At 46.0% G+C, this 25,403-nt stretch carries 22 protein-coding genes, 1 pseudogene and 2 riboswitches; of the genes and pseudogenes, 9 read left to right on the top strand and 14 right to left on the bottom strand.

The window, feature by feature from the left end; translation table 11 throughout:
* Positions 1-13: 13 nt before the first annotated feature.
* The 4 genes from ACW5MY_RS07510 to ACW5MY_RS07495 all read right to left on the bottom strand — a co-directional run bounded on the left by ACW5MY_RS07510 (position 14) and on the right by ACW5MY_RS07495 (position 3,930).
* Entirely contained in the window at positions 14-643 is a 630-nt protein-coding gene (locus ACW5MY_RS07510) for a methylthioribulose 1-phosphate dehydratase (RefSeq protein WP_013352033.1), read from the bottom strand.
* Entirely contained in the window at positions 601-1,305 is a 705-nt protein-coding gene (mtnX, locus tag ACW5MY_RS07505) for a 2-hydroxy-3-keto-5-methylthiopentenyl-1-phosphate phosphatase (RefSeq protein WP_014470473.1), read from the bottom strand. The genes ACW5MY_RS07510 and mtnX overlap by 43 nt, the downstream gene beginning before the upstream one ends.
* The gene (mtnW, locus tag ACW5MY_RS07500; RefSeq protein WP_013352032.1) at positions 1,302-2,516 is read right to left on the bottom strand and encodes a 2,3-diketo-5-methylthiopentyl-1-phosphate enolase; all 1,215 of its coding nucleotides are present in this window, start codon (positions 2,514-2,516) and stop codon (positions 1,302-1,304) included. Before mtnW ends, mtnX begins: the two co-directional genes overlap by 4 nt.
* 81 nt (positions 2,517-2,597) lie before the next feature.
* Positions 2,598-2,697, bottom strand: a riboswitch (SAM riboswitch).
* 36 nt (positions 2,698-2,733) lie between these two features.
* Positions 2,734-3,930: a pyridoxal phosphate-dependent aminotransferase gene (locus ACW5MY_RS07495; RefSeq protein WP_013352031.1), complete on the bottom strand. Its 1,197-nt coding sequence runs from the start codon at positions 3,928-3,930 to the stop codon at positions 2,734-2,736.
* Between the two features lie 92 nt (positions 3,931-4,022).
* Between ACW5MY_RS07495 and ACW5MY_RS07490 the strand changes: the two genes are divergently transcribed.
* From ACW5MY_RS07490 to mtnA, 3 genes are all read left to right on the top strand, one after another.
* A complete protein-coding gene (locus ACW5MY_RS07490; RefSeq protein ID WP_013352030.1) occupies positions 4,023-4,802 on the top strand; it encodes a carbon-nitrogen family hydrolase in 780 nt (259 codons plus the stop codon).
* A 92-nt stretch (positions 4,803-4,894) separates the two neighbouring features.
* Positions 4,895-5,049: riboswitch (SAM riboswitch) on the top strand.
* A 109-nt stretch (positions 5,050-5,158) separates the two neighbouring features.
* Positions 5,159-6,343, top strand: coding sequence for an S-methyl-5-thioribose kinase (gene mtnK / locus ACW5MY_RS07485; protein WP_013352029.1), 1,185 nt, complete (start codon positions 5,159-5,161; stop codon positions 6,341-6,343).
* 6 nt (positions 6,344-6,349) lie between these two features.
* Positions 6,350-7,411 (top strand): S-methyl-5-thioribose-1-phosphate isomerase, encoded by a 1,062-nt coding sequence (mtnA, locus tag ACW5MY_RS07480; RefSeq protein WP_013352028.1) that lies wholly within the window; start codon positions 6,350-6,352, stop codon positions 7,409-7,411.
* A 241-nt stretch (positions 7,412-7,652) separates the two neighbouring features.
* On the opposite strand, the gene ACW5MY_RS07475 is transcribed toward mtnA, so the two are convergent.
* Both ACW5MY_RS07475 and ACW5MY_RS07470 read right to left on the bottom strand, forming a co-directional pair.
* The gene (locus ACW5MY_RS07475) at positions 7,653-8,150 is read right to left on the bottom strand and encodes a methylated-DNA--[protein]-cysteine S-methyltransferase (protein WP_013352027.1); all 498 of its coding nucleotides are present in this window, start codon (positions 8,148-8,150) and stop codon (positions 7,653-7,655) included.
* Positions 8,147-10,360 (bottom strand): PAS domain S-box protein, encoded by a 2,214-nt coding sequence (locus ACW5MY_RS07470; protein ID WP_462061807.1) that lies wholly within the window; start codon positions 10,358-10,360, stop codon positions 8,147-8,149. The genes ACW5MY_RS07475 and ACW5MY_RS07470 overlap by 4 nt, the downstream gene beginning before the upstream one ends.
* Before the next feature lie 256 nt (positions 10,361-10,616).
* Here ACW5MY_RS07470 and ACW5MY_RS07465 point away from each other — a divergent pair, with 256 nt between their 5' ends.
* The gene (locus tag ACW5MY_RS07465) at positions 10,617-11,639 is read left to right on the top strand and encodes an acyltransferase family protein (RefSeq protein ID WP_013352025.1); all 1,023 of its coding nucleotides are present in this window, start codon (positions 10,617-10,619) and stop codon (positions 11,637-11,639) included.
* Positions 11,640-11,680: 41 nt separating this feature from the next.
* On the opposite strand, the gene ACW5MY_RS07460 is transcribed toward ACW5MY_RS07465, so the two are convergent.
* The 4 genes from ACW5MY_RS07460 to htpX all read right to left on the bottom strand — a co-directional run bounded on the left by ACW5MY_RS07460 (position 11,681) and on the right by htpX (position 15,025).
* Positions 11,681-11,851 (bottom strand): hypothetical protein, encoded by a 171-nt coding sequence (locus tag ACW5MY_RS07460; protein WP_013352024.1) that lies wholly within the window; start codon positions 11,849-11,851, stop codon positions 11,681-11,683.
* 1 nt (position 11,852) lies between these two features.
* The gene (locus ACW5MY_RS07455; RefSeq protein ID WP_013352023.1) at positions 11,853-12,527 is read right to left on the bottom strand and encodes a DUF421 domain-containing protein; all 675 of its coding nucleotides are present in this window, start codon (positions 12,525-12,527) and stop codon (positions 11,853-11,855) included.
* Between the two features lie 94 nt (positions 12,528-12,621).
* Entirely contained in the window at positions 12,622-13,974 is a 1,353-nt protein-coding gene (locus ACW5MY_RS07450; protein WP_013352022.1) for a TrkH family potassium uptake protein, read from the bottom strand.
* 157 nt (positions 13,975-14,131) lie between these two features.
* Positions 14,132-15,025: a protease HtpX gene (gene htpX / locus ACW5MY_RS07445; RefSeq protein WP_013352021.1), complete on the bottom strand. Its 894-nt coding sequence runs from the start codon at positions 15,023-15,025 to the stop codon at positions 14,132-14,134.
* A gap of 148 nt (positions 15,026-15,173) precedes the next feature.
* On the opposite strand from htpX, the gene ACW5MY_RS07440 reads away from it, so the two are divergent.
* Positions 15,174-15,875, top strand: a complete 702-nt coding sequence (locus ACW5MY_RS07440) for a DUF1836 domain-containing protein (RefSeq protein ID WP_013352020.1) — start codon at positions 15,174-15,176, stop codon at positions 15,873-15,875.
* A gap of 135 nt (positions 15,876-16,010) precedes the next feature.
* Positions 16,011-16,205 carry an alpha/beta-type small acid-soluble spore protein gene (locus ACW5MY_RS07435; protein ID WP_013352019.1) on the top strand — a complete coding sequence of 65 codons (195 nt, stop codon included), beginning with the start codon at positions 16,011-16,013 and terminating at the stop codon, positions 16,203-16,205.
* 6 nt (positions 16,206-16,211) lie between these two features.
* Here ACW5MY_RS07435 and ACW5MY_RS07430 read toward each other — a convergent pair whose 3' ends face one another.
* From ACW5MY_RS07430 to ACW5MY_RS07415, 4 genes are all read right to left on the bottom strand, one after another.
* Entirely contained in the window at positions 16,212-17,390 is a 1,179-nt protein-coding gene (locus tag ACW5MY_RS07430) for an anti-sigma-I factor RsgI family protein (protein WP_013352018.1), read from the bottom strand.
* Positions 17,387-18,142, bottom strand: coding sequence for an RNA polymerase sigma factor SigI (gene sigI, locus ACW5MY_RS07425; protein WP_289394307.1), 756 nt, complete (start codon positions 18,140-18,142; stop codon positions 17,387-17,389). The genes ACW5MY_RS07430 and sigI overlap by 4 nt, the downstream gene beginning before the upstream one ends.
* Before the next feature lie 276 nt (positions 18,143-18,418).
* A complete protein-coding gene (locus ACW5MY_RS07420) occupies positions 18,419-19,201 on the bottom strand; it encodes a TerC family protein (RefSeq protein ID WP_013352017.1) in 783 nt (260 codons plus the stop codon).
* A gap of 244 nt (positions 19,202-19,445) precedes the next feature.
* Complete coding sequence (locus ACW5MY_RS07415; protein ID WP_373419139.1) at positions 19,446-20,081, bottom strand: DedA family protein; 636 nt, start codon at positions 20,079-20,081, stop codon at positions 19,446-19,448.
* A gap of 133 nt (positions 20,082-20,214) precedes the next feature.
* Between ACW5MY_RS07415 and ACW5MY_RS07410 the strand changes: the two are divergent.
* From ACW5MY_RS07410 to ACW5MY_RS07400, 3 genes and pseudogenes are all read left to right on the top strand, one after another.
* Positions 20,215-22,619: pseudogene (locus ACW5MY_RS07410) on the top strand (bifunctional diguanylate cyclase/phosphodiesterase).
* A gap of 60 nt (positions 22,620-22,679) precedes the next feature.
* Positions 22,680-23,561, top strand: coding sequence for a non-homologous end joining protein Ku (gene ku, locus ACW5MY_RS07405; protein ID WP_013352014.1), 882 nt, complete (start codon positions 22,680-22,682; stop codon positions 23,559-23,561).
* Between the two features lie 2 nt (positions 23,562-23,563).
* On the top strand, positions 23,564-25,399 hold the full coding sequence (locus ACW5MY_RS07400) for a DNA ligase D (RefSeq protein ID WP_013352013.1): 1,836 nt from the start codon (positions 23,564-23,566) through the stop codon (positions 25,397-25,399).
* Positions 25,400-25,403 lie beyond the last annotated feature (4 nt).

Below are 25,403 nucleotides of genomic sequence, written 5' to 3'. Positions count from 1 at the left end.
TGCATTCCTCCTTTTATTTTACGAGCTGCGGCCGAAGTGACAGAAGCTTGATGTGACAGCCGAATAAAAATTCATAGGCTTCCAGCACCCTTTTCGCCTCAAACGCGGTCCGCCCCCATGCCGTAATGCCGTGATTGCGGATTAATACCGCGCCTGATTCGGTGTCTGCATGGCGCACGAAACTTTCGGCCAATGCCGGGATGTGCGCCGGATTGTCAATGATCGGAACGGTCACCGACGCGTTTTCCTCCCACAATCCGAGCGCCTTAATAATCTCCTGCCCCTGAAAGGTGATTTGTTTTTCATCTCCGTAGAGCTCTGAAATGACATTATTATTAACGGTATGGACATGCAGACAGCAGCCCGCGTCTGTCTTTTTGTATAAGTAAGTATGGAGAAGCGTTTCTGCCGAGGGTTTTAAGGAATGGCCGGTCTCAGCGGGCCTCCCGTTCTCATCGACTAAGAGAAAATCTTCGTCTGTTTCTTTTCGTTTGTCTTTGCCGCTTGCCGTAACGAGAAAAGTCAGCGGCCCGTCGGATACTTTAATGGAAAGATTTCCGCTCGTTGCCGGAAACCAGTCTCTTTCAGCCAGCTCGCGCTTTACCTCGGCAAGTTCGCGCCAGCGTTCTTCTTTTGCAGCCATGCCTGCACCTCCCCGATGTTTTCGATGCCTGTTTTCACCTCATGAAAATCTTGAAAAGGCAGATGCCGAAGACCGAGTTCTTCGCATTCAGTCAAAAGATAATCCCTTGCAAAGCACATATCGGATAATTTTGCAGCCTCGAGGTCCGTGACCGAATCACCGATCATAATGAGAAAATTCTGCTGATCGGACAGCTTTCGGATCACTGACGGTTTGCAGCAGCCGCATTGATTCGTGCAGCCGCCGTCACAGGCGTGCGGCCAATTGATATGAATATATTCATTGTCAAAGGATGCATGATTACAGAAAATCCGCTCCTTTTCTACGATGCCTTCCAAAAGCGGATGCACAAAAAAGTCCATTCCCCCGCTTACGATATAAAACGGGAGATCGTTTGACCGGACAAACGAGACAAAATCCAAAAAGCCGTCCCTTAATTTCGCATCCTTCAGGATAAAATCAGTCAGCTCTTCTTTTAAGCTACTCGGCAGCAGCCCGAACATCCGGCCGACTCCTTCCTGAATTGATAGGCTTTTAGACAGAACACCGTCTTTTAATTCAAGCCACTCAGGAGGCGCGAATTCTTTCATCATACTGACAATGTTGTCGTTCATGGTAACCGTTCCGTCGAAATCACAAATAATCAGCGGTGTGCGGGTCATACGGCTTCCACCCTTCCCCATTTGTCTAATGCGAGCTGAAGATCTTTGCACGACGCGGCTTTTTCTTCAATCGGCTGGGCTTCAAGCACCGCATCAATGATAGCGCGGAACGCTTTGCCGCCGCCCTCTGCTCCGTTCGGATGGCCGTGAACGCCTCCGCCCGCATTTATGATGTGATCAATGCCGAAATCACGCATCAAAAACGGCACCATGCCGGGATGAATGCCTGCTGACGGGACGGCAAACGAGGGATGAAAGACATCGTCTTTTACACATTCATCGTGAATCGCAAGCGCCGACTCCTTCGGCAGTGCAACAGATCCGTAAGGTGACGGAAATAAACTGAAATCAGCGCCGCAATAGCGGTTCAGCTTGCCGAGCAAAAGCGCATGCGATAAACCGTAAACGGGAGATGATGTGAATGCGCCGCTGACTGCCGGATGCGCCATAATCGGAAGCGGGATTTCACCGTCTTCCGCAAGGCTTTGCATCACATCCAAACCGTAGGCGAACACATTCAGCAAGAGGGCGTCCGCCCCGAGCTCCGCCGCGCGTCTCGCTTTATCCCGCAATTCAGCAGTTCTCCCCGTCAGGTTCACGGCATACAGCGTTTTATGCCCCGTCTCCTCCCGGGTTTCCTTCAGGACTTGTTTTCCTTCAATAATGCGGGTTTCAAACGGAGCCAGCTCATTTTCAAAGAAAATTTCGTCGTCTTTAATAAGATCCACGCCGCCGAGCGCCTGCTGTCTGAGCTGTTCTTTAATGTCACGGAGATCCCGTCCGATCACCCCTTTAAATATGCTCATCAAAAGCGGTCTTTCAAATTCGCCCAGCAGTTTGCGGATGCCGTATATGCCGAACTTCGGCCCGGGAAGAGAGCGTTTAAACCCTTCGGAAAACTCAAGATCAGTCAATTTTATTTTTCCGTCCAGTGACAGCTTTCCGAATACAGTCGTCAGGACGGCGGGTATGTCTCTTGAGAAGTTCGCCTCAGGATAGGCGATGGTGATGACGGCCTGTTTTTCGTTTTCCGGGGTTCCTTCTTTCTCCTCAACTTTTACGACCCGGCCTTTATGCTTTCTGAGCTGTTCCTGCTTCACAAGGGGCAGATCTGTCCAGGAACCTACCGTCAGCCCCGCTGCAATCTGTTCCGCCCGCTTTTCACTATCTGTTGTGTCCGTCAGAAGATATGTTGCCAATACTTCGCTCATGCGTGAACGCCTCTCTTTCTTTCGAAAAACATAAAAAAACCTCTTCCGTATGAGCAGAAAGAGGCTTCGTGTTATGTCCGAATCTTATCTCTCAGCTCCTGCTGCAAGAATTAGCACCGTGCTTTAACAGTCGGTTGCCGGGCTTCATCGGGCTCGTCCCTCTGCCTGCTCTTGATAAGAATAATGATTTTATAAAGTATTTTGAATTATCGCATTGTTATTTTGATATGTCAATGCTTTTTCGGGTGAAAAGATTGAGTTTCCCGATCCGTTCCGCAGCCTCTTTAAGTCTTTCTTCACTTGTCAGAAGACCGACTCTGATATAGCCCTCCCCCCATTTTCCGAACCCGTTTCCGGCTGCGACCGCGACATTTGCTTTTTCCAGCAGCAGATCTGAAAACGACTGTGATGTATAACCGTCCGGCACCGGGAGCCATGCAAAAAAAGAGCCCGCGGGAGCCGTGACATCCCAGCCGATATCGCGGCATGCTGCAATCCATGCATTTCGTCTCGACTCATATCTGTCATTTTGCGCTGCGACGCACGCCTGATCAGCTAAAAGAGCTGCTGCCGCCGCCTGCTGCGCGGCGGGAAACAGGCTGACAAACATATGATCCTGATAAAGGTTGATCGCTTCGATAACAGACGCGTTTCCGGCGGCAAATCCGACACGCCAGCCCGCCATGTTATAAGTTTTTGACAAGGTATAGATTTCAATTCCTGTCTCTTTTGCACCTTCCGTCTGCAAAAAGCTCAGCGGTTTATGCCCGTCGTAGCCGACTGCTCCGTATGCGAAATCATGTACGACACAAATGCCGTTTTGTTTTGCAAAGCTGACCGTTTCCTCAAAAAACGCCTCTGTCGCCACAGCACCGGTCGGATTATTCGGATAATTGAGATACAGCAGCTTCGCCTCATTCTGCACCTTTTCAGGAATTGCGCTGTAATCAGGGAGAAACCCTCTATCTTCCGTCAGCGGCATCATTTCCATTTTCGCTTTCGCAAGGGCGACACCCGACCAGTAATCAGGATATCCGGGATCAGGCACAAGAATTGTATCTCCCGGGTTCAAAAGACATTGCGGAAGCTCTACAAGTCCCGCCTTGCCTCCGAACAGCACGGCCACTTCCGTTTCCGGATCAAGCGTAACCCCGTACTCCCTTTCATAAAATTCAGCGGCTGCTTTTTTGAAGCTGTAAGCGCCCCGGAAGGATGAGTATTTATGATTTTCCGGCCTTTCGACGGCGCGCTTCATTTCCTCAACGATATGCTGAGGCGTCGGTTGATCGGGGTTCCCCTGTCCCAAATTGATGACGTCTTTGCCTTCTTTCAGCTTTTGATTCACTTTTTGCACCAATGATGCGAAAAATTGTTCCGGCAGCTGTTTGAGTACATCAGAGATTTCAAAGTTCATATTTTCACCTTCTAAAAATTTCTTGAAATGATAGTCCATCATCATATATGGTTAAATAAAAAAAGTAAAGAGAAACTTGGGGTGTTGAAAAAATGAAATGGACCGTTTCTTGTTTGCAATTTGATATTTCATACGGAAATCCTTCAGAAAACTTCAAAAAAGCAGAATCTTTGATTGAGCAAGAAAGCCGCCGCGCTGATGTCATCGTGCTTCCTGAGTTATGGACGACCGGCTATGACCTCACACGGCTTGACCAGCTGGCGGATGAAAACGGCGAAACCTCGGTACAATGGCTTAAAAAAACGGCCAAAAGATACAATGTACACCTCGTTGCCGGATCTGTCGCGGTCAAAGAAGGAGAAAATGTCTATAACACCATGTACATCGCCGATAACAGCGGACAGATCGTGAAGCAGTATCAGAAAGCCCATCTGTTTCAGCTGATGGATGAACATCTATATCTGTCAGCAGGAAACAGCGACGGTTCCTTTGAGCTTGACGGTGTCAAGTGTGCCGGGCTGATCTGCTATGATATCCGTTTCCCCGAATGGATCAGAAAGCATACGTCCAAGGGAGCAAATGTACTCTTTATCTCTGCGGAATGGCCGTTGCCCCGCCTCGATCATTGGCGAAGCCTGCTTATCGCCAGAGCAATTGAAAACCAATGTTTTGTCGCCGCCTGCAACTGCACGGGATCCAATCCCGATAATGAATTTGCCGGCCATAGCCTGATAATTGACCCATGGGGCCGGATTTTGGCCGAAGGAGACCGGACGGAAGGCGCAGTCCCAGCGGAAATCGATGTTTCAGAAAGTGAGGCCGTGCGCGGCACCATACCGGTTTTCCAAGATTTGCGGCGTGATTTATATTAATTTTCAAAAAAACGTTGACAAGAATATTCCGCACCTGCTAATATTTTCATCAACTGATTAATCCGAATTGTGATACAAATCAATATATTTTTCTCTTATCGAGAGTTGGGCGAGGGAATCGGCCTTTTGACCCCAACAGCAACCGACCGTAATTCCATTGTGAAATGGGGCGCGTACATTTTGCGCCGAGACATTGTCTCATAAGGCACGGTGCTAATTCCATCAGATGTTATCTGAGAGATAAGAGGCGGACTGCACTGTTTCAGCCTCCTTCTCTTTCAGAGAAGGAGGCTTTTTTTCGGGCGTATTCTCCGTCACGATCTCTTACAGCCACTACATAATAGGAGGGTAAATCCATGTCTGCAACTAAAACAAGTCTTTATGAACAATTAACAGAAAGCTCCGCCGCCGCGCTAGCCGTGAAGCTCGGCTTGTTCCAAAGCAAAAGCACCCTGACATGCCGTGAAATCGGCGACGGCAATTTGAATTACGTCTTTCATGTGTACGATAAAGAAAACAAAAAGGGACTGATTATCAAGCAGGCGATTCCTTACGCCAAAGTCGTCGGTGAAAGCTGGCCGCTTACGATCGATCGGGCGAGAATCGAAAGCAGCGCCCTCATCCGCCAGGGCGAGCATGTGCCGCACCTCGTTCCGGCCGTTTACTATTCCGATACTGAAATGGCCGTCACGGTAATGGAAGACCTCTCGCATTTAAAGATCTCAAGAAAAGGGCTGCTGGAAGGAAAACATTATCCGAACTTATCGGCCCATATCGGTGAATTTTTAGGAAAAACGCTGTTTTACTCATCCGCTTATGCGCTTGATGCGAAAGTAAAGCAGCAGCTCGCAAAGCAGTTTACAAATCCTGAGCTTTGCAATATCACAGAAAGACTTGTGTTTACAGAACCGTTTCTCGATCATGAAACAAATGATTTCGAAGAGGAGCTGCGCCCATACGCAGAAAAAATTTGGAACAATTCCCGGCTGAAAGAAGGCGCCGATGAATTGAAAGCCATCTTTCTGAATTCAGCGGAAACATTGATTCACGGCGATCTGCACACGGGAAGCATCTTCGCTGATGAACATGAAACAAAAGTCATTGATCCCGAATTTGCTTTCTTCGGACCGATCGGCTTTGACATCGGCCAATTTATCGCCAACCTGCTGTTAAACGCCCTCAGCCGGGACGGTGACGACAGACAGCCGTTATATGACCATACTGCCGCCGTATGGGACACATTTGTGAAAACATTCAGTGAAGCTTGGGAGAAAGACAGCTTGCCTTCCTGCAGACATCTGCTGGAAGATACACTGAAAAACACGTTTGAGGAAGCGGTCGGTTTTGCGGGATGCGAATTGATTCGGCGCACGATCGGACTCGCCCATGTAGCTGACTTAGATGAACTCACTCCGTTTGACAAACGAATTGAACGGAAAAAGCTGGCGCTTGAAATCGGCGCCTGTTATATCGAAAACAGAAAAGAACTGAAGGATATCACTGAGGTTCTGGAACAATTTAAGCTCCGTGTAAAGGAATGATGCAGCATGACCAATGAATTTGCCATCCCCCGTTCTGTGGAATGGAAAGAAACATACATCCGCATTTTAAATCAGCAAAAGCTCCCTGACGTTACTGAATATGTGGATCTTGAAACAAAGGAAGATGTATTCGACGCGATTATCACACTGAAAGTAAGGGGCGCTCCGGCCATCGGTATAACGGCGGCGTTCGGACTCGCGCTCTCTGCCAAATCGTTTGAAGTCCGCGATCTTTCTGATTTCCGCCGTCAGCTCGCGGATGTCAAAGCGTATTTAAACAGCTCGAGACCGACTGCCGTCAACCTCGCGTGGGCGCTTGACAGACTGACGGACTCCATCAGAGATGCGACCTCAATCAATGAAGCGAAGACAACGCTCGTTCATGAAGCCATTCAGATTCAGATTGAGGATGAAGAAACATGCCGGATGATCGGCCAAAATGCTCTGCAACTTTTTAAAAAAGGCGATAAGATCATGACTATCTGCAATGCAGGTTCAATTGCCACAAGCAGGTACGGTACGGCGCTTGCCCCCTTTTACTTAGCGAAACAAAAAGACCTCGGTCTTCATATTTACGCTTGTGAAACAAGGCCCGTTCTCCAGGGGTCCCGGCTGACGGCGTGGGAGCTGATGCAGGGCGGGATTGATGTCACGCTCATTACTGACAGCATGGCCGCCCACACAATGAAGGAAAAGCACATTTCAGCGGTCATTGTCGGCGCTGACAGAATTGCTAAAAACGGGGATACGGCCAACAAGATCGGAACGTATGGCCTCGCTATTTTGGCAAACGCCTTTCAAATTCCGTTTTTTGTGGCCGCACCGCTTTCGTCTTTTGACTTACAGATTGAAAACGGCGATCAGATTCCTATTGAAGAAAGAGATCCGGATGAAGTCAGACAGATCTCCGGCATACGCACCGCTCCTGAAGATGTGCCGGTCTTCAATCCTGCCTTCGATATTACACCGAGCAGCCTGATTTCAGGCATTATAACCGAGAAAGGCATCGTGACTGATTCTTACACGGAAGAAATTGAACAATTATTTGCAGACTGCCAGCTGAGCTGAAAAACCGCTGATGATATTGCCTCAGGCAATGTCAGCGGTTTTTTTGTCTGCATAATGTAATCACTTCATCTTTTTGGGCGGCTGAAATCAGATGCATTTTAAAAAACAGCTCTGCATAGCCGGCTATCTTTTGCGGACGGCTCACTCTCATCAGGCTTCGTCCTCCTTTTTCGTAAGACCAACTTTTTTCACTTAATAAAATGATATGTCGGACGTGAAAAAACGGAACGTGCCATATGCTTTATTTTTCTTTATAGGATATTTGTTCGATGTTCAGCAGCACCGCTTTTACATCCGTCTGGGTGCCCGCGTAACCCGTTAAGGCGCTGTTTTTGCCGATTACCCGATGGCACGGAATCAAAATCGGCAGCCTGTTGCGTTTATTGGCTTGTCCGATGGCGCGCACCGCTTTCGGTTTGCCGATCATTTCGGCTATATCACCGTAGCTCCGGGATTCGCCGTATGGAATCACCGTCAGCGCGTTCCATACCTTTTCCTGAAAAGCTGTCCCTTTTTGTCTCAGAGGCAGAGAGAAATGCCTTCTTTCTCCGGAAAAATAAGAGGTCAGCTGCTGTTTCGCCTCAGATAGCAAAGCGGTTTCACACGATTTCACGCCGGGCGTATCTTTCCGCCATTTCTCAAAATCTTCCCCGTTGAGAAACAGGCCGGTAATAAAGCCCTCTTCCTCTGTTATGATGACGGTTCCAAAAGGTGCCTTCACACTTGTAAAACAGATCATTCGCCGCTCCTTCTTTCTTCAGTATTCTGCCGGATCGGAAGCGTCAAATGAAAGACGGTGCCCTTCCCTTCTTCACTCTCCACATGAATGCGGCCCTGGTGCTCTTCGATGATTTTATAGCTGACCATCAGACCGAGCCCCGTTCCCCTGTCTTTTGTCGTGTAAAATGGTTCGCCAAGACGTTTTAATTTGTCTTCGGACATGCCTGTTCCTTCATCTTGAAGAGAAATCAGAATATGGTCTTTATCAGAAGGCTGAATGGTCACGTAGATATTGCCGCCGCCCGGCATGACTTCAATGGCGTTTTTTAAAATATTGATAAACACCTGTTTTAATTGATTCGGCTCACAGTAAATCGGCGGGATGTTTCCGGTCAGGTTCAAATGGATCTGCACATTGACAAGATTGGCTTGGGCATTCAAGAGATCGGCCGTGTCTTTCATAATCTGCGTCACGTCTTTTTCTTCATATAATATCGCCTGAGGTTTCGCTAAAATTAAAAATTCAGTGATGATAGACTCGATGCGTTTTAATTCTGAGGTAATGACGTTAAAGTACAGGGAATGTTCTCCTTCAATGCTTCCTTGCAAAAGCTGAATGAACCCTTTCAGCGCCGTCATCGGATTTCTGATTTCGTGGGCGATGCCGGCCGCAAGCTCACCTACGACGTGAAGAGTGTCTGATTTCCGCAGCCGCTCCTCAAGCTCTTTGGCCTCGGTGACATCTTTAAAAATGGCCAGATTCATATTTTGAATGATATTCCTTTTGAAGGAGAATTCCAGTTTGCGGCTGTCACTGCTGCTTAACAGGAAGGGGATTTCATTATCCATTCCTTCTAAATCAATCTTTCTGGCGGGCACACCCGCGTTTTCAATATCAAATAATGAAAGAATATCCGGAACGGTGTACGCTCTCAGCTCCTCATCCGGCATGCCGAGGATACGGCTTGCGAGAGGGTTTGCGTCAATAATGCGGAATTGGTTGTCAAACAAGACTTTGCCGTCCATTGAGCCGTTGAATACTTTTCTGAATTTCAGCTCGCTTTCCCTCAATTCTTTTTCCATCCGCTTTCGATCGCTGACATTTCTTAAAATGGTTAAATGCTGACCTTCAAGTATGGTTCGTTTTGATGTGAATTCAAGCTCTTTATATTGGCCGTTTGCCATCTGAAACAGCATCTCTTCACGGATTTCCCCGTATTTTTCATATTTTTTCTTAATCTGTTTGTATTTTTTCTGCGGATCAACGATAAACGAACATAAATTCCGTTCCACCAGCTTATCCATCGGCAGTTCAAAAATACGGCACGCCGACTCGTTTGCTTTGGCAATCCTTCCGTCATCAGACCAAATGACAATCGCGTCCATAGCGTTTTCAAAGATTTCGCGGAAACGCTCTTCGCTTTTAAAGAGTTTCAATTCCATCGACCGTTTCTCCGTTATGTCCCTCATAATGGACATGTAAAACCCGCTGATCAAGTTGGACGTAATCGTAAATTCAAACAGCTTCTCCTCGCCGGACCGGAGCTTGACCGGCAGCTCTCCTTTAGCTTTTCCTTTTTTGCCGAGGGTGTCCCAGATTTCTTTCAGGTGCTTGTTGTTTTCTCCTTCTGTAAAATGGCGGAGCGACAGATGGGACAGTTCATTCTGACCGATCTCAAAGCTTTTGCAAAAAGAGAGGTTCGCATCAATAAACCCGCCGTCCTTGTCAAACAGGACGATGCCATCGACAGCTCTGTCAAACAGATCTTTAAACAGCTGCTCGTTCATGGAAAATTCACGCTCTAGTATTTTTTTAGAGGAGATATCCCTCATCACCACAAAAAAATAATCCTCCCCAATTCCGTCTTTGGCGAGGAATTCAATGTATTTCGTCGCGCCGCTGTCAAGCTTAATCGGCACCTCTTTCCACAGATGGCCCTTTTTCAAAAATTTTTTCACGGCCTTATTCAGTTCTTCCTGAGGCACAGAATATAAAAAGTCCAGGACGGAGCGGTTTATGAGGCTCTCTGCCTCAATCTGCATCATCCGGGCGGCAGCCTCGTTCGCCTGGACGATTTTCATTTCCTTATGGCATATGGCATCAAGCGTGTTATTCATAATCACATGATACCGATGCAAATCACTCTTCAGGCGGTCATTTTCCTCCTTCATCCGCTTCAGCTGCTCTTTCAGCGACTCCTTTGTTTGCAAATCCAGAGTTTCAGCCATTCAGTACACTCCTTCTTCAAAAACCTATCCTTCAATATTTCTACAAAATACCTCATCTTCCTTCATTCGCCCTATACATTTCAGAAAATTTCAATGATATGACAAGTTAAAGTCTTTTTCTACGATCCTTACCTCCCCATTACATCATCCTAACAATCCCTTTTGTCCTCCTTCAATTTTTTGTTTTTTATTTTAAAATGAACATCATCAGGAAATAATCATGCAGTGGATGATTTTTTGAAAAGAAGGTGATGCTATGACAAAATCGCGAGACAGTTACTTTGACAACGCCAAGTTTATCTTGATTTTTCTGGTGGTGTTCGGCCACATTCTCCGGTCTTTTATTAACGGAAATGAGTTTATGCTTCATCTCTACAAATTCATTTATACTTTTCATATGCCGGCCTTTATCCTGGTTTCCGGCTATTTCGCTAAAAACTTTAAGCGGAAAGGTTATGTGAAAAAGCTGGCTGTGAAGCTGATTATTCCGTACCTGATTTTTCAGGGCATCTACTCGGTTTTTTACTACTTGATTCAGGATGAAAGCATGACAAGCGTCAATCCGATTGATCCGCAGTGGTCTCTCTGGTTTTTAGTCAGCTTATTCTTTTGGAATCTGCTGCTGTACCCTTTTACGAAGCTGCCAAAAATGTGGGCGCTTGGAGCGAGCTGCGGGCTTGCCGTTATGATCGGGTATCTGGATTTCATCAGCAGCACGCTGAGTCTCTCACGAACGTTTGTCTTTCTTCCGATGTTTCTCGTCGGGTTCTATTTGAAAAAACAGCACTTTGATTTACTGCGTGCCAAAAGAGGCAGGCAGATTGCCGCCGGCGTACTCGGGATTGTTTTCCTCTTATGCTGGTGCATTGATTTTGATTACTCGTGGCTGTTCGGGTCGGAGCCTTATTCCACATTCGGCACAGTGACGCTGTTGAGCGGTCTGTCGCGCATCGGCTGGTATGTATTGGCCTTTGCCGCCACATTCAGCTTTTTGGCGCTCGTTCCGCAAAAGCGTTATTTCTTTACGAAGTGGGGTACGAGGACGTTTTACGTGTATCTGCTGCATGGATTCATCATAAAAACGCTGCGCCAGATCGGGCTTGAAGATCACCTGTCTGATTACCAGAATTTAGTCATGCTCTTGATTTTAACGGCCGCTCTTACTTCCATTCTCTCCAGCAATGCGGTGAAAACGGCCGCACAGCCGTTTATTGAACTGCGGATAACCGGCTGGCTTGAAGCGGTGAAAGGAACAAGAAACGGTGTTTATTCGAAATAATAAAAAATACCTCTTAAGCGATATCGCCTAAGAGGTATTTTTTATTTTTTGCTGTCTTCTTTCTTCTTGGGTTTCGTCTGTTCAAGCGTTTCAATCAGTTTTCCGGCGTTATAATCACCAAGCTCGCTTGAAAATTCTTCTTCAAGCAATTCAGGGTCCATCGGCTTTTTATGGTTTTGCATGTCTCTACTGTGGCGATTTTTTTTCGTCATGTTATTCGCCTCCTTGTTTGCCGTGTTTTGATTTGCGGTTTGCGCCTCTCAGTCCGGGATCACCGTCATATTGCGTTTTGTATGCATCTTTGTCCATGCTCTCAGTCGGTGTATTGTTATTGGTCAAAGCTTCATTCTTCGCTGCTTTGCGTTTCATTTGATTTCCTCCTTCTGTCAGCAAATCTGTTTTGAATTCATCAAGCATTTTTTTCAGGTCGCGCACTGTCACGTTTTTGGCATCATCAATAAGCTCATAGCCGATCTGTCCGTTCGGCTCAAGCAACACATATTTAAAATCTTGTATATCCCCGAGGCCTTCCTGCCTGATCCGCATTGACAGCTGCGCCTCGGTGAAACGCATCTTTTTTAAATTTTCCGGTATGATTTTTCCGTCTCTGACAACGGCGATGGTTTTTCCTGAAAATAAAACCTCAAAAAAGTTTGATTTGATTTCTAAATATTCCATCAGGATCAGTACTGCAATAAAAATCGCAGCCGCGAAAATGGTTTCCCATAAACTATGTTCAATAAACGGCTGAATAATAATTGAGCCGATGGAAATCATGATGACTGTCTGGGTCACCGACAGCTGGCTGATCGATTTCCGCCCGGCAATTCGCAATAAAAAGGTACCGACCGCTATCATAATCACAGATTTCCAGAATACGGCAAACAATGACGTCACCTCTTTACAAATAGAATCTCCAAAAAAACTGCTGCCACACATCCATTTTCCGGAAATAAAAAACACCGCTTTTAAAAAAGCGGTGTCAGCCGATTATAATTCTTTCCTTCGGATAGTGATAATTCGCTTCGATTTCCTTTCGGCCGATTAAATAAAGGAAAGTCAGAATGCCGATCCGGCCGATAAACATGACGATCATGATCACGCATTTTCCGATATCGCTTAAATGCGGGGTAATCCCAAGCGAAAGCCCGGTCGTTCCGAAAGCGGAGCAAACTTCAAAAAGCAGTCCGAGCAGCGTCTGATTCTTCTCCGTCACAGCCAGAATCAGCGTCGATCCGAACACAAGCAGAATCGCCATCATCGTAACGACCAGCGATTTCATGACATCAGCCTGATGAAGCTCGCGTTTAAAGACCTTGACCGCTTTATTCCCCCGGGCAAAATGAAACAGAGCAAGAAGGTTAAGCGCAAATGTCGTGGTGCGGATTCCGCCGCCGACTGAGCTCGGCGATGCGCCGATGAACATAAGGGCGCACATGAAAAATAGTGTCGGCGCCGACAGCTGACTGATATCAATTGTCGCAAGCCCGCCGCTTCTTGTAGCGGTTGATTGAAAGAGACATAAAAACAAAACATCATGCCAGCTTTTTCCCTTCATGGCATGGCTTGCTTCAAGCGCGTAAATTCCGACGGCCCCGAACAAAACGAGCATTCCGAACGTAACGGTCGTAATTTTCGTAAACAGCGTAAATGAGTATCTGCGCTGTTTTGAAAACAAAAAGTCCTTAACTTCTACGAGCACCGGAAACCCGATCGCACCGAAAATAATCAGAAGCATCGTAATAAACTGCACGAAATAGTCATGCCTGAACGGAACGAGTGAATTTCCCGTAATATCAAAACCGCCGTTTGTCGTGGCGCTGACACTCGCAAAGAATCCGTGCAAGTAAGCTTGTTCAAACGAATGGTAATACGTTAAAAAATATGTTCCTAAAATGATGCCGCCCAAAAACTCGATTAATAAAATCAAAAACAGGACTTGCTTCATCAAGTTGACGATTCCGGAAAACTGCGATTGATTCTGATCCACCATAATGAGCTTCCGTTCCCGCAGACCGATCCGTTTGCGCATAATCAGCCAGACGAATGTTCCGAGCGTCATGATGCCGATTCCGCCGAATTGCAGCACGAATGCCAAAATGACAATCCCGGTCGTGCTGAATGTATCAGCCGTGTTGACCACCGTTAAACCCGTTACACTGACTGAGCTGACAGCTGTAAACAGCGCGTCTATAAACGACCAGCTGGCCCCTTGTTTGTGGGCTGCCGGCAGACTTAACAATATAACTGCCACCGTCACAGCAAGAAAATAATATAATGCAATCAGCTGTGCAGGCGACAAGATCTGTATGAATTTCTTCAGCATTAATTTCATAAGATAATTCCTTTTGCCTCTCATTGTAGTACGTAATTATTCTAATGATATTGGGAGAATTTTTAAAGGTCTTTTTAGAAAGATTTTTTATTTACCTTATGTAATTTGCCGATCTTTAATCAAAAAACCTCTGAACCAATGTCAGAGGTTTTGTTGATTATTTGGCTTCAAGCCTGCGGATGCGCTCATCCAGATCAGGGTGTGTAGAGAACAGTGACGAATGCTTTTTGCCATTGATTTTTAACGTCTGCACCGCCGTCTGATCCTCTTCATTCACGTGTCCTGTGTAAGACTTCAGCGTACGCAGGGCGTGAATCATTTTATCCTTGCCGGCAAGGTCGGCACCGCCGCGGTCAGCGTGGAACTCTCTGTGACGCGAGTATGCGAAGACGACAAGACTGCCGAGAATGGAAAAAATAATCTGAAACACGATCATCGCGATAAAATGCACGACCGGCGCGAGGTCTTCTTTGACAAAGCGGCTTGCAATCCATGCCGCGATACGGGAAAGGAAGACGACGAACGTATTGACGATTCCCTGCAGCAGCGTCATCGTGACCATGTCACCGTTTGTAATGTGTGCGACTTCATGGGCAAGAACCCCTTCCACCGCAGCATCATCCATCTGCTGCAATAAACCTGAGGAAACCGCGACAAGTGAGCGGCGCTTAGAAGGCCCGGTCGCAAAGGCATTGACCTCAGGGGAATGATAAATACCGACTTCAGGCATTTTCGTCATCCCTGCAGTACGGGCCAGTCTGTGCACCCGGTCAACCAATTGCTGCTCTTCAAAGCTGAGTGACTGTTTCTTCGGATTTAACACCCGGACACCCATCATCGTTTTGGCCATCCATCTGGACATTCCGAGAGAAATAAAAGAACCGACAAAACCGACGACAAGACTGAACACGAGCAATGCCGTCAGATCGACGCGGCCATTTTGTATATACGAGCCGACACCGGTGACGCTTGTAATAATCGTAAGCACAATTCCGATTGTCGTAATGACCAAAAGGTTTGTTAAAATAAACAGAAATATTCTTTTCGCCATAATTACCTCCGTCTTTTTTAAGATCAAAAGAACTTATTTAATTAAATTATAAATGATCTGTTTGAAAATGCAACAATTTCGACGTATGATGTTAATGTAATTCTCAGTGATACAAGAAAGTGAACACGTAATCAATCAGAGGTGAACAATGAACACGTTTAAACTGACCCGAACTGATATGGTCCGGCTTCTTTACGCGTTAAAGGGCCAAGGAGACGCAACCCCTCTCCAAATCTTATTGCAATCTGCGGATATGACATTGGATGAAGCGGAAAACCGGCTGCATATCCCTGAATTTCTGACGAGATTCGAGCGAAAAAAAGAGAAAAAAGAATACGGACTTTCAACAAACGAGATTGTCGAACTGGGAAATCTGTGCGAGCTGACGTCTTTAAAATCAACCGCCGTCCAAAACTGGGTGAAACGCGATATTAAAGATTTGATCGGCCACCCCTTACTCGGAAAAAAATATACAATTGAACAAGCTGTCATCCTTCTCATTGTACGTGATTTAAAATCAATTTATGACTTCGAACATATACGCGGCATACTGAAGATCGCATTTAACACGATCACCGACAGAACAGATGACGTCATCAGCCCGATCAGCTACTATGAGAGCTGCGCTCAGGTGATTGATTATCTCCATCATAAGGGCAACCCGCCGATGAAGGAAACGAGCCTGCAGGAGCTCGTTGAACAGCAGACGGACAAGCTCAGAGGCTGCTTCAAAGAACTCGGAAACGGGCAATGGAACAATATCAGATCCATACTCGCCGTTACGGTGCTCTCCGTTTTGACTTTCCATATTCAAGCCTCCGCCTACAAAATGACCAGCCATTTATTATAATTCATAACGTTCTTAGCCCCGGTGTCTGCGCCGGGGTTTTTTTCAGCTGCACAACAATTGCCAGCATAATCAATACCGTTCCGTTTGAAACTAAAATGCGTAAAACATCTTGCCAGAGAAAAGGAGATGAAAAAGATGGCGAGCAGAAATAAACTCTTAGTTCCAGGGGCTGAGCAGGCACTTGACCAATTTAAATACGAAGTGGCTCAAGAATTCGGCGTGAACCTTAGCTCTGATACAGCAGCACGCGCAAACGGCTCTGTAGGCGGGGAAATGACAAAACGGCTTGTACAGCAGGCTCAATCACAATTAAACGGCAAAACTCAATAATGTAGCTTATTCGCCGGGATTTCTCGGCGAATTTTGATATTTATCGGCATTTTCCCTTCCGTGCCGGTAGCCGTTCGGGTTCCTGCGGTCTGACGAATCTTCATGGCGCCGATAGGATTCCCGCTGTTCATTGCGCTCATGATCCCGCTGATTCCAGTAATGATTGTTATACCTATGCTTGGGCTCTTTGTCGTTTCCGTTTTCCTGAGGATTTTGTGTTGGGGGCTGCTCTTTTTCCCCATCTTGTTCCTTCTGAGTGTTTTCCTCTGATCCGGAAGCTGCATTTTTTTCGGTTTGCTGATTGCCGTCCTGACTGTCCGGCTTCGCTTCTTCCGTGCCGGGCGTTGTTTCATTGTTTTCCGGCTGGTCCGCTGCCTTTTCTTCATCAGGAGATGTCTGCTCATCAGCCGCCGGCTTTTCTGTGTCCGGCTGCATGTTTTGATCAGTATCTGTTTCATTGTTTTTCTGATCGGTTTCTTGGCCGTCTGTTTTCTTTTCAGGCTGTTCTTCTTCTGTTTTCTTTTCGTTTCTTCTTATGTAGCTGCCTGTTGACATACCTTCCTGTTTCGCTTTTTCTCTTGTTTCCATATCTGATTCAAGCGATTGAAGCTGGTAGGTGCCCTTATATTTTTCAGTCATATCAGCCAGCTGTTTTTTGACGCCTTTTTTATATGTATTGTCATCTGTATTTTCATAAACCGTGGAAATTAAAATCTCTTTTGATTCCTTTACATATCCATGCTTGCTGCAATCGGTAATAATATCACTGATGACTTCCTTAAAATCGCTGCTTTTCCAGTCTCCGATGTCATTAATGACCTGTTTGGCGTCATGGTTCAGCGGCGTAAGTTCAATGACTTCATATTTGCTGTTTAAAGCCATCTCAATGCTTGGATTAATGTCCAGCGTCATATACGCGTAAGCTTTGTTATCAGAAAAAACCGGGAGCATGATTAAAATAAATAAGATAATAGCAGTCATCGTAAACACTCCCAATTTAAAAGGGCGCAGTTTCAGAAAATCAAAAAAGCTGGCCCTTCTTCCCATACGCGTTTCGCCTTCAAACGTAATTTCCTCTCCGATTTCACAAGTGCGGTGATCATTTTTTGTTTTTAAAAATTGTCCGTCAGGGGTTAGCAACGTGACGAATTTTTTATTTTTCTCTACTATGATCCCTCTTCTCATGAGTGCAACACCCCTTTAAGATAATCTTTTAAATAAATATAATCACCGGTAATAATAATACTCATGGCGATGATATATTTTCGGTTCCGTTCGATCGTTTTTCTGCTGACCGACACGAGCTGCTCCAGCTGTTTGACAGGAAGCTGTTTCTTCTGGTGCAAAATGGACGCCAGCTCTTCATTTTCAACAAGCGTGTAAGCTACCTTAATCGCATTCTGCCTCGCATCTGTATGCTTCGGCGATTGTTCCAGCAACTCTTTAAAAGACAGCCCGTATTCTTTCAGCTGCTTTTGAAAAAAAAGAATTTCTTCCCGGCGCTGCTCCTGTTCTATCTGTTTGCGGTATTCATCAATGGAAAGCTCTGCTTCGATAAGACTCTGCGAAGACTCCTGGTCGTCGCCTTCCTGCACATCCATATTAATGTGCTGAGCGGTTCTTGCTTCTTTTCTGATATAATCTATTACTTTTCTTTTTATGATAAGCTCTGCAAATGCAAGCAGCGAATTACCTTTTTCAGCCGAATATTTTTCAATGGCTTCGTTAAACGCGATCAGTCCGATGCTGAATTCGTCGTCTTTTTCATCTATATATCGTTTACAAACGGATGAAACCGTCTTTGCGATAAAAGGCTTATATTGCTGTATTAAATCGTTCTGCAGATCTTTGTCGCCTTTTTGTATTTTTTTAACAGATGTTTCAAGCGTTTGCTTCTTTTTTCCCAATTTAAACAAAAGGCTAAGCACTGGTTTCACCTCAGTTCCTCCCTATAACTACTCATAATCATAGCTAATTTAGTAGGGATTCGCAAAGGAAGAAAAAGAGAAATCGATTTCATTTGTCTCAATTATGACAAGCCAATAAGACGTACTATACATGATTTCGTGCCTTCAAGCAGAATTAAGGGGGTTTTCTGTGTGTTTTTTGTAACAATGCTGTTATAAAATTGTTATCATATGTCTTAAATGTAAGCGTTTCAAACAAAAAAAGGAACCTGTTTTTTAAAAAAACAGATCCCTCTATGACCCTTTTTATGCGTGTTCTCTTTCTGCGGATGCCGCATCCGTCTCTATTTGTTTTGCTCCTGACATAAACCATCCGCATACCGCAATGGCTGCCAGAACCGCCCAGAAAATCATTTTCCAGGCCGCCGAATGGATCACATCTGCTGGAACTATGCCGAGTTCCTCATGGGCCAGAGTATAAAGAGCGAGTTTCACGCCTACCCACCCGACAATAACAAATGCCGCCGTTTCAAGGCCCGGCCTCGTTTTTAATAAAGAAACGAACATTGATGCCGCGAAGCGCATAATGATTAAACCAATAACGCCGCCGGCTAAAATGACGAGAAACTGACCGCCGTCCAAGCCGCCGATGGCAGGAAGCGGTGTTCCCGGAAGCGTTACTGCAAGCGCGACCGCCGCTAAAATGGAATCAACGGCAAAAGCAATGTCCGCCAGCTCCACTTTCAATACAGTCTGCCAAAAACCGCTTTCTTTCTGTTTCTTCTGCCCTGTGTTATGTTTGAATACATACCGCTTCAGCAAATGGCTGACTGCGATGTAAAACAAATATAGGGCGCCGACGGCCTGAACCTGCCAAACATTCACCAAGAAAGAAATAGCGAACAGCGACCCGAAACGTAAAATAAAAGCCCCCGCCAAACCGTAAAATAAAGCCTTCTTCCTTTGTTTTTCCGGGAGATGCTTCACCATCACAGCCATCACCAGCGCGTTATCCGCCGCTAAAATCCCTTCCAGCCCGATTAAAACGAGAAGAACCCATCCATACTCCAATAATAATGATAAGTCCAATCCAATCCCTCCGTCTCTTTTCTGTCATCCGAGCTTATACCGGCGGTTTTTTTACGCAAAAAAGACCTTTGCCGATATAAGGCAAAGGTCTTGCTAGACATGAATCATTGGCATGCCAACAAAGCCGATGGATATGATCCATGAATTGACGACTTTGTTTCCGGAAGATCCGGACGCTACTCCCCTTTGGGATTTCAAGAAATATTTGTTTATACGCTCATGATAAAGCCTGTTTCTTCATTTGTCAACGCTTAACTTTTTTAACAAATTGAGAAATATTTTCTGTTTTGACCCGCTGCTTTCTTCTCTTTAAAACGATATAAGAGACGAGAAGCACCGCAATGAATATACCCAGCGGGAGCATATATTGATCAAGAATGGACCCGACGTTTTTCCAATTTTCCCCGAGTTTCATTCCGAGGTATACGTAAGCAAACGTAATCGGAAGCATCGCTGCATATGTATAAAGGGAGAACACCCAGACATTCATCTTCGCAATGCCGCACGGCAAAGAAATCAGCGTCCTGATCCCCGGTATAAAACGGCCGCTGAACGCTACCAAACCTCCGTGCTTCTGAAAGAAATCGTCTGATTTCTGCAGGGTTTCGGGTTTGATCCATATATACTTTCCGTACTTCAGCAAAAACGGCCGACCGCCCAGCCTGCCGATTCCATATAAAACAAGCGGGCCTGAAACACCGCCGAGCGAGCCGGCAAACACGGCTCCGGCAAGCGTCATATCCCCTTTTGACACCCAGTAGCCCGCAAGCGGAAGAACAATTTCCGCGGGAATGAATTCTATACTGAGCGCCAAAAAAATTCCTGTGTAGGATAAGCTTTTAAACGCCTCTATTATTGATATGATAAAACCTTCGATGATGTATCACTCCCGACATAAGTCTATATTCCGAAACTTAAGAATGATTTTAACACAAAATCTTGAAGCTGAAATATTTTTTAGACATGCCGATATAAATGTAAGTTGTTTCACGGTTTAGTAGGAGGAATCATCTTTGGAATTACATGTATATTACAATCTTCCGCTTGTCGGGTTATCCATTCTGATTGCTTGTCTGGCGGCGTTTACTTCACTTGAAATCTCCAGAAAAGTAACGCTGAAAACGGGGATTCGCAGTAAACTGTGGCTGATCGCCGGTTCAGTTATCATGGGTTTCGGCATATGGTCAACGCATTTTGTCGGGATGCTCGCCGTTTATGTGAACATGCATATGAATTATGAAGCCGTACCGATGGTCTCTTCTTTAGGCGCCGCGATTTCCGGGTCTTTCGCGGCTTTATATATCGTCAGCCGAAGAATCTTAACACTCAACCGGCTGATTACCGGATCTGTTTTTATGGGAGCGGGAATTTCACTTATGCATTACATGGGAATGTCGGCCATTTCCCGGGTAATGATTATGTATAATCCTTTTTTATTCTGTTTCTCTATTTTGATTGCCATTGCCGCTTCTTTCGTTTCGCTGAAAGTATTTTTCGGTTTAGCAGTGAAGAAACCGACAGAACATTTGACTTTTCAAAAAATCATCAGTTCTGTTTTCATGGGCGCGGCCGTCTCGGGGATGCATTATACAGGTATGATGGCAGCGTCATTTTATGCAGACACGCGAAGGCCTAGCAGCGATATGGAAATTCATTCGTTTCATTTGTCTGTTTTTATACGCTGATTATCTTTTGTTTTCAGATGTTATTGTTTTTCAGCTCACATTTCGATCGTCAGTTTTTCCGCCACGATGAACGTATGAAGGATCATGAACAGCGGTTTCAATCATTAATTAAACATAACATTGACCCCATTTTCATCCTTTCTCCTAGTGGTAAAATTCTTTACTCTAATGAAGCAGGGGCCGAGATGATACACAGTTTCGGACTGGACAGCCAAAATTGGCGCAGACATATCAGCAGTCCGCTGAAGACCTATTTCAAACAGGTAAAAAAAGAACAGCAGGCACTGCATTTTGATGCTGATCTGAAGACAGATATCGGTTTATTTTATATTAATGTTACCTTTATTCCTGTTTTGGTCGATAACGGACTGGACAGTGTATATGTCATCTGTAAAGACATGACCAAACAGCGGCAAGCCGAGAAGGAAATTCACCGCATGGCGCATTATGATTCTTTGACCGACCTTCCGAACCGCCGCCATGCCGTTCAGCGATTGACGGAAGTTCTGGAAAAGAAACATTCGCATGGGCATTTGACCGTTGTGTTCTTTCTCGATTTAAATCGGTTTAAAGTTATTAATGATGCTCTCGGGCACAATGTCGGAGACAGACTTCTTCAATCAGCGGCTGAAAGACTTTCTTCCATCATCCCGGATAATGGTTTTATCGCCCGTCTTGGCGGCGATGAATTTATTATTATTTTAACGGATGCCCGGTCTGAGGACGATGACATTGATGATTTAGCAAAACAGATCATCATGCAGTTCGAAAAACCGTTTATCGTTCAGGAGCATGAGCTGATCACCTCCGTCAGCATCGGCATCGCCGTCTCTCCAAAAGACGGGTCGGACGGGATGGAACTGATGAAAAAAGCCGATATGGCGATGTACGCCAGCAAAGACCGAAACAAAAGCAAATACAAATATTACTCTGCCCAAATCGGAGAAAAAGAAGCGAAAAAGCTCCGGATTGAGATGGAATTGAGAGAAGCAATTGAGAAAAAAAGGTTTGTCCTTCATTATCAGCCTCAATACAGCTCCGCCGATCAGCTCATAACAGGAGTTGAAGCGCTTCTGAGAGTTGCCGGCGCAGATGGAAAACTGCAGAACCCCGGAGACTTTATACAGGCCGCCGAAGAAACCGGCCTGATTATCGACCTCGGCAAATGGATCATTACCGAGGCGTGCCGGCAGGCGAAGGAATGGCACGAAAAAGGTTACCATCTTCCTGTCGCCATTAATATTTCGGCTAAACAATTTCAGTCGGAAGAACTTGTCCCGTTTATTCAGAAAACACTTACCCATTACAAGCTTCCTCCCGCACTGCTTGAAGCAGAAGTGACCGAAAGCATGACGATGGAAGACCGCGAGCACAGCAAAAAAGTGCTAACGGCGCTAACTGAGCTGGGAATCAGTGTAAGTATTGATGATTTCGGGACGGGCCATAGTTCTCTCAGTTACCTAAAGGACTTTCCGATTCATAGATTGAAAATCGATAAATCATTTATAGATGATCTCCAGCTGCATCCTAAATCCGCGCAGATCACAGGCGCAATAATTGCCATGGGACATCAGCTTTCTCTTTTAGTCGTTGCTGAAGGGGTTGAAACGGCGATGCAAAAAAAGCTTTTAGATGAAAAAGGGTGCGATTTTCTTCAAGGATTCTATTTCAGCAGGCCATTGCCGCCTGAGGAGATTGAAGAGCTGCTCCATGAAGCGCCGCGCCACCCATAAGTTGCTACACATGGAACGGACCCGTTTATCCACAATAAAGACAAAAAGGAGTTTTTATTCATGCACACGATGTGGAAGGGTTCGATCAGCTTCGGCCTCGTCAATATCCCGGTCAAGCTCTTTGCGGCCACTGAAGATAAAGATATAAAATTCCGCAGTCTTCATAAAGAAGACCATGCGCCGATTAAATACGAAAAAATCTGTACCGGATGTGAAAAGAGTCTGGAGCCTGGTGAAATCGTTAAAGGCTATGAGTATGTAAAGGGAAAATACGTCATTTTGACAGACGAGGACCTGAAAGACGTAAAACAGGAACATGAAGAGAAAGCGGTTGAAATTGTTGACTTTGTCCAGCTGCAAGAAATTGATCCGATTTATTTTAACCGGTCTTATTATGTCGGGCCGGGAGATAACGGCACAAAAGCCTATACACTTTTGCGGGAAGCGCTGAGGACGACAGGTAAAATCGGGATTGCCTCTATTACGATCCGTTCTAAGCAGCAGCTTGCGATTCTTCGCGTGTATGACAACTGTATCGTGATGGAGTCCATTCATTATCCGGATGAAGTCAGAAACGCCGGACATGTGCCGGGAGTTCCCGAGCAGACGGCCGTGAATGAAAAAGAATTGCAGACGGCGATTACGTTAATAAACGAGCTGACAACCGAGTTTGACCCAGAGCAATACGAAGACACATACCGGAAAGCCCTCCTCGCCAAAATTAATGATAAGCTCGAACATGAAGAAGCAGGCGTGACACCGGCTGCTCCCGGTCCGCGCGAAGATGTCATTGACCTTGTCAGCGCCCTGCAGGCGAGCATTGACCGGACGAAGCGGCCGAATCGCGAGCAGGCTGCACCGGTGCGGACAAAAGACACTGCGTCCGCAGGCGGCGAAGGGAAAAAACGGAAAACGACCAGACAAAAAGCCGGAACGTCTTAATTATGGTGCTGACGATGCAGCCGATTCTGACCTCTGCACCGCCCACAGGCAGTGAGTGGCGCTATGAGGTAAAGTATGACGGATTCCGCTGTCTTCTCCGCATAGACGAAAGCGGTGTCACATTAACCAGCAGAAACGGCCAGACGCTGACGAATCAATTTCCGGAAATCACAGCCTTTGCCGTCCTGTGTTTTCAGCACATGAAAGACAGGTTCCCCATTACGCTTGACGGTGAGCTTGTTTATTTAGTGAATCCGTACAGAGCGGACTTTGAGCACATTCAAATCCGCGGACGTTTAAAACGGGCGGAAGCCATTGAAAATATCGCCAATAAACGGCCGTGCCGCTTTCTGGCATTTGATCTCTTGGTTCTGAAAGGCGCCGCGACAGTCTCATTGCCCTATGTGAAACGGAAGCACGCCCTTTTCAAACTGTTTGAAGAAGCAAATCTTCCTTTAAGCCCCCGTCACTTAGCGGAAGAAGCGATTCAATACATTCCGGAGCACACTGACTTTGAAGCGCTCTGGGACAAGGTCGTCCGGTATGACGGAGAAGGCATAGTAGCAAAAAGGGTATCGAGCGGCTGGGCGGAAAATAAACGGTCTCCCGACTGGCAGAAGTACAAACATATGAAAACGGCACATGTGCTGTTAACCGGATTCAATCCGAAAAACGGGTATGTGACGGCCTCGGTTTTAAAAGACGGCACCGCCGTTCCTGTCGCATCCGTTTCCCACGGCATGCAGGCTGAGGAAAAAAACGCCGTCAGAACCATTATGGAGACCCACGGAAAAAAACTGAAAAACGGCGAGTATTCACTAGAGCCCTCCATCTGCATGACCGTGCAATATTTAACCATATTGCAGGACACCCTGCGCGAAGTATCTTTTGTTTCCTTTCAGTTTGGGATGGATTGGACTGAATGCACTTATCAGCAGCTAATCCTCCGATCTAAAACGCTGCCACCAGAGCTGCAGTTCACAAGCCTGGATAAGGTCGTTTTTAAGAAGCGTGAAAAAACGAAAGAAGATTTCCTTTGTTATATGGTGAAGATGAGCGATGTTCTTTTGCCCTTTCTTAAAGACCGGGCTGTCACAGTAATCCGATATCCACACGGGGCGCCGGGCGAGTCTTTTTTTCAAAAAAACAAGCCGGACTACACGCCGGACTTTGTCTCAAGCGTGTTTGACGGAAGCCATGAGCACATCGTGTGCAACAGCATACCGTCTCTTTTATGGCTGGCCAATCAGCTGGCGCTGGAATTTCACGTTCCTTTTCAGACAGTCCATTCTAAAAGGCCCGCAGAAATCGTCATTGACCTTGATCCGCCGTCAAGGAATGATTTCCCTATGGCTGTGGAGGCGGCGCATGTGCTGAAAGAGCTGTTTGACTCATTCAGCATTACATCATTTCCGAAGCTTTCCGGAAATAAAGGCATTCAGCTCTACATCCCGCTTTCACCGGAAGCATTCACCTACGAAGAGACCCGCGCGTTCACAATGCTCATTGCTGATTATTGCGTCCGGACGCGCCCGGATCTATTTACGACAGAGCGGTTTATCAAAAACCGAAACGGCAGGCTCTACCTTGATTATTTGCAGCATGCTGAAGGAAAAACGATTATCGCCCCCTATTCGACCCGGGGCAACGAATTGGGAACGGTTGCCGCCCCCCTTTATTGGAACGAAGTCAATTCCTCTTTAACACCTGATGATTATACGATTGATACAGTCGTGAATCGCGTCAGAACAGAGGGAGATCCGTTTTATGAGTTTTACCGCAATCCGCAGGACGGCCCGCTTTCAATCGTGCTTGAGCAAATCAAGAGAAAGAGCTGACGCT

The sequence above is a fragment of the Bacillus sp. Bwzl_19 genome, assembly GCF_054900515.1.
Note: the sequence above shows the minus strand (reverse complement) of the source record. Positions and strands in the feature narration are given on the sequence as shown.